Below are 13,202 nucleotides of genomic sequence, written 5' to 3' on the forward strand. Positions count from 1 at the left end.
GTAGAGGTGGTCGACGCGCGCCGTGTTGAACGAGGACGAGCGCCGCTTGATGCCGTGCACGACATAGCCGAGCGACAACAGATATTCGGCGAGATAGGCGCCGTCCTGGCCGGTCACACCGGTGATGAGAGCGATCCGCTCAGCCATGGGCTTGCGACTTGTTCCTGCTTAAAAGGGGTTCGGAGGACGGATAACCACCGTTCGCGCCCGCTGACAAGGTCGCTGGCGGCCAAAAGCGAAGAACCACCGCAAGAACGGGCATCCCCGGGCGGCACGCAAGTGCTGCCGATTGCGGAATTCAGACGCCGTGATATTTGCGATACCATTCGACAAAACGCCCGAGGCCATCCGCAATCGACGTCGACGGCGAGAAACCGACGTCGCGCTGGAGGGCGGAAATGTCGGCGCGCGTCTCCAGGACGTCGCCGGCCTGCATCGGCAGTAACTGGCGGATCGCGGGCTTGCCGATGATCTTCTCCAGCGTTTCGACGAACTCGATCAGATTGACCGACCGGTTGTTGCCGATGTTGTAGACGCGGTACGGCGCATAGCTCGACGAATTTTCGGGTGCTTCCGCGTTCCACGCGGGATTCGGCGCCGCGGGCCGATCGAGCGTGCGGATCACGCCTTCGACGATGTCGTCGACATAGGTGAAGTCGCGCCACATGTCGCCATTATTGAAAATCTTGATCGGCTCATTCGCGAAGATCGCGCGCGTGAACAGCCAGGCGGCCATGTCGGGCCGGCCCCACGGACCGTAGACGGTGAAGAAGCGAAGGCCGGTCACCGGCAGCTTGTGAACATGCGCGAAGGTGTGCGCCATCAGCTCGTTCGCCTTCTTGCTCGCGGCGTAAAGGCTGACCGGATGGTTCACCGAATGCTCGGTCGAATACGGCAGGGTGCGGTTGGCGCCGTAAACGGAGCTCGACGAGGCGTAAACGAGATGCTTCAGGCCATGGCGCCGGCCCGCCTCGAGCACGGTGACGAAGCCGTCGCAATTGGCACGGATGCTGGTGATGGGGTCGTCGATCGACGCACGCACGCCGGGCTGCGCCGCCAGATGCACGACGCGGTCGGGCGAGACCTCGTCGAAGACGCGCGTCACCGCGGCGAAATCAGCAAGATCGATCTCGTAGAATTTGAACCCGGGACGGTGCTCGAGCGTTGCAAGACGCGCACGCTTCAGCGCCGGATCGTAATAGGGCGTGAACGCATCGATACCGACAACTTGTTCTCCGCGCGCAAGCAGGCGTTCACACACATGCATGCCGATAAAGCCGGCAGCGCCGGTAACAATCACAGGAGCCATGATCAACTCGTCGCTTCGTCCTTACCGCACTGCAATGCCAGACTGATACGTCCGAAGCAAGGCTCGGATTTGCGGCAGTTTCATGCACAACACCATCGAAGTTCCGACACTTCATACGCGACCGGAGACCCGCCACCGGCTGACGATACGCTATCCCCGGACGGGTTTGTCGGGCTCGGCAAAGCACGCATGCGCAATGCGCAGCCCGCGACTTTCGGCAAAGCGACGGAAGATCAGCCTCACCTCGATCGGGTCGTCGCACATGCCTTCCAGCAGCACCGCCTGGGTCGCTTGCGATGCGGCTTGATACATCAGGACGGCCGTCGGAAAGAGACGAGCGCCAACGATGTCGTCGAAATCGGAGCGAGTCTGTCGCTTGAGGTCGTCCGGCAAGAAGCCGTAGGCACGCAGTGCCAGCGGCGCACGGAAAAGTTGCACCCAGATCTCATGCGGTCCGAAATGATAGGACTGGGTGAGGTAGGAAATCGCGGTCGGGCCAAAGCCTGCAGCTCGAATCTCGACCCAGTACAGCGCCAGCCAGGCGATCGATTCCGAGGGTGAACACGCGATCAGTTGTTTCGCCGAGTGCGTCACGTTCTGCAGGCTCGCATCGAGCGAACCGATGCCGCCGGATTCGAGGTGATTGCTCAGGAGCCGCAGGTTGATCAGAAGCAGGTTGCGACGCTGCCTGGCGTCGCAAAATACGCCTGAGGTGTCCTCGTAGCGGGACGCAATACGTTCGAGAACCTCATTGTCGTAGTTCTCGCCGCGACTTAGACGCGCGGCGAGATCCTGCAGCGTGGGGCGAAACGTATAGCTCGCAACCGACAGCAGCCAGACCAGCGCCATCGTCGCGACGACGACGTTGACAATGGCCGCATATACCGCAGACGGGCGGCGGGCCCCCTGCTTCTTCTCAGGCCTGCTCGACGTAATAGTCGGAATAGTGCCGCCCCTTGTACGACTCGATGCGCTTCAGCGTTTTCGGATTGGCGCGGTTCAGCACGATGCCGACGATCTTGCTCCGGAACACTTCGAGGTCGACGATGGCCTCGTTCACCGCCGCACGGCGGGTCTTGCCCCATTCGACCACATAGACGATGGCGTCGACCAGATGTCCGACGGCCTTGGCGTCCGTCACCGGAAGCACGGGAGCGAGGTCGACGAAGATGTAGTCGTACTTCTTCTTCGCCACCTTGAGGAAATCCGACATCGACTGGGACGACAGCACATCGGCCGAATTCACCAGCCGCGCCCGCACGACCGACGGCAGGAAATTGAGATTGGACTGCCGATCGACCTGGATGTGGTGCTCGAACTGCGACGGATCGGCGAGGGCCTCGACGAGACCGGTCTTGGAGCCGGGCGCGACCTTCCGCGTCAGGGACTGGGTGTGCAGATCGCCGTCGATCAGCAGCGTGCGATGCCCCGCGAGGGCGGCCAGATGCGCGAGATTCGCGACAACGGTCGTCTTGCCCTCCTTCGGGAGCGACGAGACGACGGCAATGACGTTCGTTTCCCTGGTCAGGCGCGACAGGTCGACGGCGGTCTTGATGTTGCGAAGCGTCTCGGCAAATCGCGAGAACGGATGTTCCAGAGCATAGCGCGTCAGTGCCGCCCCGCGCGTGTCGGACGACGAACCATCCGACGCCTCGGGACGAAGCTCCGGCAGGGTGCCAAGGCATTGCAGCGCCGTCTCGGCCTCGACCTCCGACGGCGTGCGCAGCACTTCGGTCAGCATTTCCTTGCCGACGGCACCGCCGAGGCCGAAGCACAGGCCTCCGATCAGTCCGCCCAGGAGCAGCAGTCCCGTTTTCGGCCAGCTCTTCTTGTCCGCCTTCTGGGCCGTGCTGATGATTCTGGCTTCGCTGATCGGGAAGCTCTGGTTCTGCGTCGCTTCCTGCAATTGCTGCAGGAAGTTGTTGTACAGCGTCCGGTAGGTGTCGGCCGCGCTCTCCAGGTTGCGCAGCTTCACCTGGGCCTGACTCGCGCTGCCGTTTTGGCTCACGAGCTTGTTGAGGTCCGATTCGAGGGAGCTTTCCCTGCTGCGCGCGATCTCGTAGTCGCTCTTGTAGGCGTCGGCGATGCGCTTGACCTCGTCCTTGATCGCCCGCCGCAGTTCCTGCATGCGGGACGCCAGGTTGACCGAGGCCTGGTGGTCCTTGCCGTACTTGTTCGACCAATCCGCATACTGGGCGGCGAGATCGAGATATTGCGCGCGCAGTCGCGTGATCACGGTGTTGCTGAGCGCGTCGGTCACGGTCGGCTGGGCGAGATCCTGGTCGGTGATCGCGTTGATCCGGTCGAGCCGGGCCTTGGCTTCCGCGGTGCTGGCGCGCGCCTGGATCAGTTGGGTGTTGACGTCGGAGAGCTGCTGCTCGTTCATCAAGCCCTTGCTCGTGCCGACGATGTTGTTTTCGGCCTTGAAGGTCTGGACGGCCCGGTCGGCCTCCATCGCCTGCTGCTGCAGCTCGGCGCTTCGCCGTTGCAGCCACTCGCTCGCCCGTTTGGTGGACTGGTACTTGGCCTCGAGGACGCTGGTCATGTACGAATCCGCCAGGGCGTTCGCGATCTTCGCCGCCTTCTCGGGCACCGTCGAGCGGAACGACATCGTCAGCACATAGGTGACGCCGACCCGTTCCACTTTCAGATTCTTCTTGAGGCTGGCGACCACCATCCGCTTCACGAAATCCTTGGATTCCGGCTCGCCGAGACCGAGCAGATTGACGATCGTCCCAACGACAGAGGAGATCATGTCCGGCTGGGTATATTCGGGATCGCTGGTGAGGTTCAGCGAATCGACGACCGAGCGCACCAAATCGTCGGACGTGAGAATCTCGACCTGGCTCTCGACGAAGCCGGGATCGATCAGCGTGCTGTTCGCCGCATCAGTCGACTTGTTCAGAACCGCCTGACGGGTATCGACGAGAATGCTGACGGAACTCGTGAAATAAGGGGTGGCCGTCAGCGCATACGCCACCACCACGACCAGACAGAAACCCACGACAGAGGCGATCAACGGCCACTGCCGGCGCACGATGTCGAGCGTCCGCTCGAACGTCAAAACGGCGGTATTGAGCGGTAACGACGAAGATTGTCCGGCGTCGAAGGTGTTTCGCGGCTGATACATGCGGCACTATCGCGGCAATTCGAGAGGAAGCGGGACGGGGGCGAACGGATTGCCGACGTCCATGTTCCATTCTCCCTCAAATAATGAATTGGATGGGGCAACCGGCTTGCTCGGTGCCGAAGCCTGGACAGGCGCGGCGTCGTTCTCGATCGACGCATATCCAGCGCTCACCGCCGAATCCTGCAATTTCCGGACAAAATCGATAATGCTCTGGACAACTTTGGGCTCGATCGGGCCACAATGCTGCGCCGCTCGACCAAGGCCGCGCCCGATTGCCGAGCGATTCGACGCCGGAGCCATCGATACCAATTTCCCGATCTGCGGGAGCAGATCGGGATCAGTGGCCAGATATTCCGTTATCTTGTCTTCGATCTTGTTCTTGTCGTTCTTCGCGTATTTCAGGAGATGCCCTGGATCGGCTGAAAAAAGGCGAAGTTCGACAGGCGGAGTCCTCAACAGCAACGGCAGGCAATGTGCCATTGCCGACGGCACACCCGTCAGCGTCAAGAACGTCACGGCCAGAAGTGATCGTGCCAGGATCGGAGCACGCGAAGGAAGGCCCAGCAGGCGATTGCGGTCTCTACGAAGCACTTGGTCTCACCGTAGTTAATGGATCAGCCGCGGTTAGCGGATAAATACGGCAAGTCTTTGTGCATTGCAAAAGAAAACCGATCGGGACTCCTAGCGGCGTCCCTCACCTGCTTCCGAGTTCGGCAAAATCGCGATGATCTTGCTTGGCGATCGAAACCCAGACGCGAGGATCCTCGCCGGATTCCATCGACACCCACTGATAGCCCGCTCCCCGCCAATCGCGAACGTCCGACGTGAGGTTGTCCAGAACATAGTCACCGTCCTGCAACCGCGCGATCAGCACGAGATGCCCTCCGGCGGGAGCAAAGACGACCGCAAGACGCAAGGCGCTCGCAGGCCAGCCCTTGGCGAGAAGCAGATGGCGCTTGGTGATCGCATAGTCGTTGCAATCGCCCGACGACGGCGAGAGCGTCCAGCGCGCCAGCAGCGGATCAGTTGATTTCATCACAGGCGAGATCGCCTGATTGACGCTGGCATTGACCTCTTCGAGCGTCGAAAAAGCGGCATCCCGTGCCGGCAATTGCGCCTCAGGCGAGCTCTTCTCGCACTCGCGCGAATAGTTCATGCAGAACTTCACGAACTGCAATGGAGCCAGAACGTTCTGGGCCTCCTTCAGAAAGACGCCCTTGCTCATTGCTTGTTCAGCCGCAAGGCACGGCAACGAAGAACTCAGAACGAACAGGGCTGCAACCAGACGCTTCATCACCGCCTCCCGCGATACTCTTGATCGCTCGACGGTAGCCTCGAAAGTTCTCAACCCGATTGCGCAATTTCGTAAAATTGCACCTAAATGGCGTGCCCTCGTTCAGTTTGTCGGGCTGGTCTGCGCGAGCGGGTTGATCGTGGTGACTGAGGCCGCCGAGAAGAAGGTCGTCGTCGACGGAGGCGAGGCCGCGGTAAAAGTGGTGCTCACTGAAGTACTTACCGCGCCAGGGGACTGCACCGGAGCGGTGCCGCGCCCACCTCCAGCGATAGATTCGCCGTTGGGATCGGAGCCGGGAACGACGTTCGTCGGAACATCGCCAGTGATGCTTACGAAAGACTGAATCAGGTCGCTGTTCTCGGTCTTCAGGACAGCTTCCTGGATCGCCATCGCGGTCGCCGGACGATTCAGCACGCAGGTCGATGCAGCAGTGCCCAGTCCGGCGCCAATCGCCCGGTTCTGCGCCGGGGAACTGGCGCTCGAGAGCGAGCCAATGCCCTCCACCGTCTCGGGACGCATCGAAGCGAAATCTCGAATCGCCGCGGAAAGCCTGCCTTCCTCACCCTCGGGGATTCCATTCAACAGTCCAGCCGGATTGTCGAGAAACTGAGTTGCCTTTTCAGCGGTCACGCCTGCAGCAGCAGGCACGCAAGCAACGTCGACGGCCGTTGCAGCGTTGGATGTCGATGGTGCCAGCAGCAATGCAATCACCAACCCGGGTATCATGCGCATCTGGGAGCCCCAATTCTTTCCACGAATAGACATTTTTCAGACATACAGGATTTTCGAAGAACCGCTCGATTATATTTAACGGATGGTAAACTGCCTAGGCTCTTTGCGGACGTCGTGTCGTCGATATCGATTGAGCCAGGCCGCAGCCGGAAATTGCCGCGAATACCACCGCAAATCCAGCAATTTGTAGCGAAAAATCGATACACGAATGCAACACTCCGAGCAGAAACACCGAAGCAGCCGTTGCTGGCATGTCGCGACCACGAAGTCGGGAAAAAGCTCCCCACAGCATCCGCCCCCAAAAAAACGCAGCGATGGCGCAGATTGTCGCTCCGAGGGGAAGCCCGACCGAAACCATCATTTCCAAGGGAGTGCTGTGCACCTTGTCCCAGATGCCTTGACTGCCAAGATTTCCCGGCCGGTAGGGCGGAAACGCCGTCTCGAAATTTCCGATGCCGATGCCGAACCATTCGTGCCCACGCAGCATCTCGAGTGCCGTCCGATAGACTTCGGCACGCTGACCATCCGTTAAGCCGAACAGACCAACCCGGCCGATCACACTGCCGCCGATCAACAGGAATCCCACGATGGTGGCGGCCGCGACGGCTCCCGCTCCCAGCCAATAATGCCTGGATTGGAACCGAAGTTGCATGAGATGGAGATTGGCGAGACAGGCAAGGCTCAGCAGGGTCAACAGAACTCCGGCCCGAGAACCCGTCATGCCGGTGGCGACAAGACATGTCAGAAAGCCGACAGCAAGAGTGGCTGGATGGTCTGTGAATGAATAGTCATAGTGCCGGCGCGTCGGCTTGGCCATCAAGGCGTCCGACACAATCGGCGCCAGACGGCCGAGGAACAAGACCGAACAACTGCCCCAAAAAACGGCAGCAGTGTTGCGATTCACGAACGTTCCCGTCGCATAGGGAAGATAGTATTCCTTGCTCCTCCAGAGCAGCATGGTCGGCGCCAGGAGATGCGCGAGGATGCCATAGAGCGCATAGGCAAACCCTGCATACGCGATCGCTTTCAACATCTGCCGCGCCGCCTCCTCGCCGGTGGCAAGCAGATAGGCCCGCAACAACGCGAGTACAAAGAGCAAGCATGAGCCGAAAGCGATCCAGGGCACCGATGCGGTCGCGGAGATGCGGTTCGGCTCCGTCACGCCCGCAGCATCCCTGGCAATCCGCCAGGACGGATCGGCGAGCGCGTCACTCACTCCGGGAGAGATCTGAAAAACCGCGAGTGCACACAATAGCAGCAGGATCGCCCCCGTTGGTCCGATAACCCAGAGGTCCGAGTTGCAAACGCGGGAGAGATCGGCGGTGAGCAGGCTCGCGATCAGGAGCATCGTCCAGATCCAGATCCAGATCAGATCGACCGAGCCGAAGGGCAAGGGAGCCAATACGAAGACTACAATCGCGATGAACCGGGATATACGATGCACTGAAATTTCAATCGACAAGCTGCGGAATCGGCGATCACTTCATTGAGCCCAGACGTGTAGAATGACCAAAATCGAGACAATTTGCTACGCTATCGATCAGGCCTATCGGTCTCTGACAGCACGCGCGATCTAACCGAAGGCCCCATGATGGATCAACCGACAACGCCGCTCGCCGAAAATCGCGAGGCTGCCCCACTTTCGACCTGGGCCCTGCCTACGCTCGAAGGCTGCGCGGTGCTGCTCTATTTCAGCCGAGACGCCTTCGCCGGCGTCTTCCGCTATTATGCGAGCCTCACGCATCTGGACGCCCTCTGGTTCGTTCCCGACCTGTTTGCATTCGCCTGCGTCGCAGCCTTCACGTACAGATATGCGTTCAAGCAGGGCAGCATCATCGCCATCCTGCTCGTTCTCTATACGATCTTCGCGCTCTTTCTCGGCTGGGTGTTCCTGGGGGAGACGAAAGGGCTGGCCTCTTCGATGAAGATGATCGCACCCGCCTTCGTCGGATTTTGCTTCTGCGGCCGCGAGTTCAAGGACCAGAAGCTCCTCTTGAACGTCATCTACTTTCTGTTCTTCGCGTCGATGATCGGGATCTTCTGGTCCGCGCATTCGCGGCTGCCGTGGGTCGCTTTCTCATACGAATCTTTCGGCGCGACGCGAACCGCGGCACGACTCTGGTGGACGGGCGGCGAGAGCCGCATCTCGGGGTTCGCCGCTGACAGCACCATGGCGGCATATTTCGTGCTGATAACCTATGTCTTCACCTCCATCCGCAAGAGCGTGCTCTGGTGCCTGATTTGGGCAGGTCCCGCCCTTTATGCGATTCAGGTTTCGACCAACAAGACCGCGCTGGGCGTCCTGGTGATCTACCTGGGCGGCCTGCTGCTGGTTCGCGCGTTCGACGAACGTCATCGTTTCGCTGCGCTTCGTTCACTCGCGCTTTGGTCCTTTGCCTGCCTCCTCGTCCCGCCGGCCTTGATGCTGGCGTTCAGCGGGACCAATCTGGGCAGAATCGCGAAGAGCCTGTACAGCCTGCAGGATCGCATCAACAACAGCTGGCAGCTGCCGTTCGTCTACATGAACGATCTGATGCCGCTGGGGTATTTCACCGGCTGCGGGCTGGGCTGCTTCAACTATCCCCAGCAGCTGTTCTCGAACAAGGTCAGCTATTACGTGCCGGTGGACAATTTCTACATCGGAACCTACCTGATGTTCGGTCCGATCTTCGTGATCTTCGTGATCTTCGTGATCATGGCCGTGGCCAGGACCCGCGACATCTACAAGCTCACTGCCATCTTTGTGATGAACTTCTACACCATAACCGTTCTCGGCTACGGCCCTGCGAGCGGTCTATTGGTGATCACCATGGCGTTCAGTGAAGTCTTCGGAAAGGCCTCGCCGCTGCCGCGCGTGAGCCGCAATGCCATGAGACCGCCGCCGCCACAGCTCCTGAAGGTTGCAAGCGGGTGATGGCTCTTCTCGAACGACCATCGGGCGCGGACAGAGCGAAGAATTTCGCCAAGAGGGCATCCGACAGCAGGCACAACATCTTTGGGCGGCACGGCTCCGCGGCCCAGGCCCGGCTGTTTGAACCTTCGATCCAGGGGCTGCGCGGCCTTGCCGCGCTGAGCGTTTTGCTCGTTCATCTCTATGACATGCCTCTTAACGCCGGCTTTCTGCCGCCGGTGCCGTCATGGATCGATGCAATCATCGGAACCTTCGGCCGCGGGGTCGAAGTGTTTTTCATGATAAGCGGGTACCTGATCCCGGCCAGCCTCGTCCGGCATCAGGTCGTCTCGAAATTCTTCATCGACCGCTGTCTGCGCATCCTTCCCGTATTTGTCATCCTTCATCTCGCCCTGTTCGCCATCGGGCCGCTGGTCGGATACAAATTCTTCAAGGGCATCGACGCGCTGGACTACGTGACGATCTTCCTCGCGAACCTGTTCTTCCTTCCCGACATCCTGAACCTGCCGATTGGGCAGCAGAACGCATGGACGCTGACATACGAGTGGGCCTTCTACTTGTGGTTCGCGGCGGCCTTCTATTTCGCCACGCGCTCCCGGCTGGTGACCGCCCTGCTGGTTCTGGCGGGCGTCGTCACCGTTCTCTACTTTCCGATCTCGGCCTATTTCGTGATCGGATTCGCGCTGAGGGCGGTCGAACTGCGTATCGCAGCGCGGGGCCTATCGGGGCTGCTGCTCAGCGTCGCGTGCCTCGGCTTGATGTACATGCTGCTGGAATACGTTCATCCGTTCCTGGGACTGCTTCCAGGCCTGATCCTGTTTTCGACGGTCCTGAATCCGGCCTCGACCTTTGCGCAGCTGTTGTCGAAGGCCACGCCGCAATTCGTGGGCAAGATCAGCTACAGCCTGTATCTCGTTCATCCGTTCGCGCTCTACCCGTTGCAGGTTATCGGAGCGCGGCTGGTTTCCCACGGCTACTCACCCTGGGTAGTGTGGCCCATGTTCGTTGTTTTCGGGCTGCTGGCCTCGGTCATTGCCTCGACGATCACATATGAACTGATCGAGGTCCGGCTGCGGAATGCCATCGCTGCCCTCCTCGGCACGCACGATCGGAAGACCTCGGTCGAAGTGCAGAACGCGGTCGCGAGCCCGCTCTTGCGAGACGATATGCGCGACCACGCCAAGGTTCGACCGTCAGGGCCGCCGGCGTGAGTGATGCTTCACCTGAGCTGCCTCGGCGGGGAGCCTTTTGACCGGTGCGCTGCGCCGCTTTTTCGGCACGATGCTGGGCGAGACCGTCTCTGGCGGAGCGTCTTCACCGAACAACTCTATGTAATGAGCCAGAGGCATGTAGCCTGCATCTACAAGCGCCCTCGCGCTATCGCGCGTGAGTTTCGCCTTCATTCCCAGCCTCCCCTTGGTTAACCCGTACCTTCTGTTTTCTCGCCTTTCGATCAGCCTAGGCCCGGAACGGTAAAAGGTGCGTTGACCAAATTGCCCGGAATCCGGCAATCGGCCGCGAGGGCTAAGATCGAATGAACGCGGGATTGGCGCCATCGCTGCGGCCATTCGTCCGATACGCGGGCGCACGGTGTATCGGGCGGGAACCACACGGCAAGCGGCACATGAAAGCGAGTCTTGCGCAGTCGGTCTGACACATGCCTGTGATGAGGCACAGCGGCTAAAACTTCGGCGGATTGGCAGACCGTCGAGTCTTCTCGCGCGTACGGAGCGAGCACCATCCCGCGCGATGACGCTTCGCCTTTGACACCGGTCGGATGATGTGCTTGCCCTGCGCTATCACGGATGATCGGTGCCCTGACGATGCAAGTCCCCCAGAAGTTCGTTGCCTTGGCGAATGTGCTCATTCGATTGGCGACGCTCGGGCTTCGATTCCTGCTTTCCTTCTACGTCATCAAATATCTGGGCTACGACGCGGCAGGTGTTTATGGGCTGACGGTCGGCGTGACCGGCCTCGCGCCGGCGGTGATCGGATGGGGCCTGAATTATTTCGTGGCTCGCGAGGTGGTCGGATTGTCGCCGGCTGAAGCTGCAATCCGGGTCCGGAATCGTCTGTTCGTCACAATCGTTTCGCTGAGTCTGGCTACGGTCGTGGCGGTTTTGCTGTCGTTCTACCTGCACCGGACGGTCACCCTGCTTTACGCGCTGATCGCCGTCCTGGTGTGGCTCGAGACCATCGGGCTCGATCTGCATCTTCCGCTGATCGGTCTCGACAAGGCGCTCGAAGCCAATGTGCTCGTTCTGCTACGTTCCGCCGCGTGGATTCCCTTTGTCATCGGCCTCGGCCTGTTGTTTCCGCAATTCCGCTCGATCGAAACGGTGCTGTGCGCCTGGATCGTCTCGAACGTCTTTGCCCTTGTCGTGCTCGGCATCATGGCAAGAAAATGGAAGCTCAGCGGCGTGCTCTCGCGGGACGTCGATTTCGACTGGATCACCAACCGCCTCAAGCGATCCTGGCACATCTATGTGAGCGACGTCAGCCTCGTCGGGCTCATGTATCTCGACCGCTACATCGTGGGCTTTTTCCTCGGACTGTCGGCGACGGGCATCTACACGTTCTTCTGGTCGCTCGCCAATTCGTTACAGACGCTGGTCTCGACTGCCGTCGTTCAAGCTGCCCTGCCCATTCTTGTGTCGACCTATGCGAGCGGCAATCGCGAGGCATGGCGCGAAGCGCTTCGCGTCGAATTCTACAAGGTCATCTCGATCTCCACGGGCGGGGCCGTGGCCATTTTCGCGGCAAGCGAAGTGGCGCTGCGCTACATGGCGATGGAAGGACTGAGCGAGCATCGCGGCCTCTTCTTGCTGCTGCTTGCTGCGGCGGTGCTGCGCTCGTGCTCGGATCTGGGCAATGTCGGCCTCCTGAGCACGAAAAAGGACGCATCCTACGCGGCCATCAACACCATCGGCGTCTGTCTTTCGACCGCAATGACCTGCGTCGGCATCGTCACTTTCGGCCTGACCGGCGCGGGAATTGCAATTTTCCTGACCGCAATTATCCTGTTGCTCATGCGCGCTTGGTTCCTGGCAGGGGCGTTTCGTTCGACCGGCGCATCGCCCCCTCTCGACAAAGGCGGATGAGCGGAAGACGGGGATCGCCGTGCCGACCGGAGGCAATTTGGATCTAACCAGCGCCCAGCCGGCGTTGCGGAGCTCACGTTCATGACCCAGCAGATGAAGATCGTCGACAAGATCAAAGAGGATCTTGCCCACTACGCCTCGCGCGAACACACCCCGGTCAGCTTTGCATTTGTCGCGCGCATGCTACTGTTGACGCCGGGTTTCCAGTTCGTTTTTGCCTGGCGCATCCAGGAGGCGCTCTTTCGGGTACCGCTCGTCGGCAGAATTCTGCGTCGCATCGTCTGGTGGTTCTCCTGCCTGCTGTTCGGCTCGGAAATCGCCCTGGCAGCGAACGTCGACGGCGGCCTTTATGTCCCGCATCCCTACGGAATCGTGGTGGGCGACAGCGAGATCGGAAAACGCGTGACACTCCTGCAGCACATTACGATCGGTCGAAAGGACCATTCCGATCGGGGCAGGCCGCGGATCGAGGATGGAGCTTCCCTGATGGCCGGATGCGTCGTCCTCGGCAGCATTACCGTGGGCAGCAATTCAATGATCGGTGCGAACGCGGTCGTGCTCAAGGACGTGCCGCCCAATTCCATCGCGGTCGGCGCCCCTGCGAAGATTTTGCCGCGCTCCGACGTTTCACCGAAGTCCCAGGACGAGCTGCAAGGTCTCGCGTCGGAAGTCGCCTAAAGCATGATCCGGAAAAGTGCGAAGCGGTTTTCCGGAAAGATCATGCG

At 60.3% G+C, this 13,202-nt stretch carries 12 protein-coding genes; 4 read left to right on the plus strand and 8 right to left on the minus strand.

Going from position 1 to position 13,202, the window contains the following annotated elements; genetic code table 11:
- From JQ592_RS36410 to JQ592_RS36445, 8 genes are all read right to left on the minus strand, one after another.
- On the minus strand, positions 1-147 hold a 147-nt coding region (locus JQ592_RS36410; RefSeq protein WP_211402556.1), incomplete at its 3' end, for a GDP-mannose 4,6-dehydratase.
- Between the two features lie 151 nt (positions 148-298).
- Positions 299-1,309: an NAD-dependent epimerase gene (locus tag JQ592_RS36415; protein WP_211407528.1), complete on the minus strand. Its 1,011-nt coding sequence runs from the start codon at positions 1,307-1,309 to the stop codon at positions 299-301.
- A gap of 150 nt (positions 1,310-1,459) precedes the next feature.
- Positions 1,460-2,158, minus strand: a complete 699-nt coding sequence (locus JQ592_RS36420; RefSeq protein WP_211407529.1) for a hypothetical protein — start codon at positions 2,156-2,158, stop codon at positions 1,460-1,462.
- Positions 2,159-2,225: 67 nt separating this feature from the next.
- On the minus strand, positions 2,226-4,439 hold the full coding sequence (locus JQ592_RS36425; protein ID WP_211407530.1) for a polysaccharide biosynthesis tyrosine autokinase: 2,214 nt from the start codon (positions 4,437-4,439) through the stop codon (positions 2,226-2,228).
- A 6-nt stretch (positions 4,440-4,445) separates the two neighbouring features.
- Positions 4,446-5,030, minus strand: coding sequence for a hypothetical protein (locus JQ592_RS36430; protein ID WP_211407531.1), 585 nt, complete (start codon positions 5,028-5,030; stop codon positions 4,446-4,448).
- Positions 5,031-5,133: 103 nt separating this feature from the next.
- Positions 5,134-5,733, minus strand: a complete 600-nt coding sequence (locus JQ592_RS36435) for a transglutaminase-like cysteine peptidase (RefSeq protein ID WP_211407532.1) — start codon at positions 5,731-5,733, stop codon at positions 5,134-5,136.
- A 102-nt stretch (positions 5,734-5,835) separates the two neighbouring features.
- Positions 5,836-6,465 (minus strand): hypothetical protein, encoded by a 630-nt coding sequence (locus JQ592_RS36440; protein ID WP_211407533.1) that lies wholly within the window; start codon positions 6,463-6,465, stop codon positions 5,836-5,838.
- Between the two features lie 94 nt (positions 6,466-6,559).
- Positions 6,560-7,927 (minus strand): O-antigen ligase family protein, encoded by a 1,368-nt coding sequence (locus JQ592_RS36445; protein WP_211407534.1) that lies wholly within the window; start codon positions 7,925-7,927, stop codon positions 6,560-6,562.
- A 129-nt stretch (positions 7,928-8,056) separates the two neighbouring features.
- On the opposite strand from JQ592_RS36445, the gene JQ592_RS36450 reads away from it, so the two are divergent.
- The 4 genes from JQ592_RS36450 to epsC all read left to right on the plus strand — a co-directional run bounded on the left by JQ592_RS36450 (position 8,057) and on the right by epsC (position 13,155).
- Positions 8,057-9,379, plus strand: a complete 1,323-nt coding sequence (locus JQ592_RS36450; protein ID WP_211407535.1) for a hypothetical protein — start codon at positions 8,057-8,059, stop codon at positions 9,377-9,379.
- Entirely contained in the window at positions 9,379-10,587 is a 1,209-nt protein-coding gene (locus tag JQ592_RS36455; RefSeq protein ID WP_211407536.1) for an acyltransferase family protein, read from the plus strand. The genes JQ592_RS36450 and JQ592_RS36455 overlap by 1 nt, the downstream gene beginning before the upstream one ends.
- A 594-nt stretch (positions 10,588-11,181) precedes the next feature.
- The gene (locus tag JQ592_RS36460; RefSeq protein WP_211407537.1) at positions 11,182-12,477 is read left to right on the plus strand and encodes a lipopolysaccharide biosynthesis protein; all 1,296 of its coding nucleotides are present in this window, start codon (positions 11,182-11,184) and stop codon (positions 12,475-12,477) included.
- 81 nt (positions 12,478-12,558) lie between these two features.
- Positions 12,559-13,155 (plus strand): serine O-acetyltransferase EpsC, encoded by a 597-nt coding sequence (epsC, locus tag JQ592_RS36465; protein ID WP_211407538.1) that lies wholly within the window; start codon positions 12,559-12,561, stop codon positions 13,153-13,155.
- The last annotated feature ends 47 nt before the right edge of the window (positions 13,156-13,202 follow it).

Source organism: Bradyrhizobium iriomotense, from assembly GCF_018129405.1.
GTDB classification, from domain to species: Bacteria; Pseudomonadota; Alphaproteobacteria; order Rhizobiales; family Xanthobacteraceae; genus Bradyrhizobium; species Bradyrhizobium iriomotense_B.

Bases quoted from the DNA above. Each gene is read 5' to 3' on its own strand.
- JQ592_RS36415 (WP_211407528.1), bottom strand. From the start codon at position 1,309: ATGGCTCCTGTGATTGTTACCGGCGCTGCCGGCTTTATCGGCATGCAT.
- JQ592_RS36420 (WP_211407529.1), bottom strand. From the start codon at position 2,158: ATGGCGCTGGTCTGGCTGCTGTCGGTTGCGAGCTATACGTTTCGCCCC.
- JQ592_RS36425 (WP_211407530.1), bottom strand. From the start codon at position 4,439: ATGTATCAGCCGCGAAACACCTTCGACGCCGGACAATCTTCGTCGTTA.
- JQ592_RS36435 (WP_211407532.1), bottom strand. From the start codon at position 5,733: ATGAAGCGTCTGGTTGCAGCCCTGTTCGTTCTGAGTTCTTCGTTGCCG.
- JQ592_RS36440 (WP_211407533.1), bottom strand. From the start codon at position 6,465: ATGCGCATGATACCCGGGTTGGTGATTGCATTGCTGCTGGCACCATCG.
- JQ592_RS36450 (WP_211407535.1), top strand. From the start codon at position 8,057: ATGGATCAACCGACAACGCCGCTCGCCGAAAATCGCGAGGCTGCCCCA.
- JQ592_RS36455 (WP_211407536.1), top strand. From the start codon at position 9,379: ATGGCTCTTCTCGAACGACCATCGGGCGCGGACAGAGCGAAGAATTTC.
- JQ592_RS36460 (WP_211407537.1), top strand. From the start codon at position 11,182: ATGATCGGTGCCCTGACGATGCAAGTCCCCCAGAAGTTCGTTGCCTTG.
- epsC (WP_211407538.1), top strand. From the start codon at position 12,559: ATGACCCAGCAGATGAAGATCGTCGACAAGATCAAAGAGGATCTTGCC.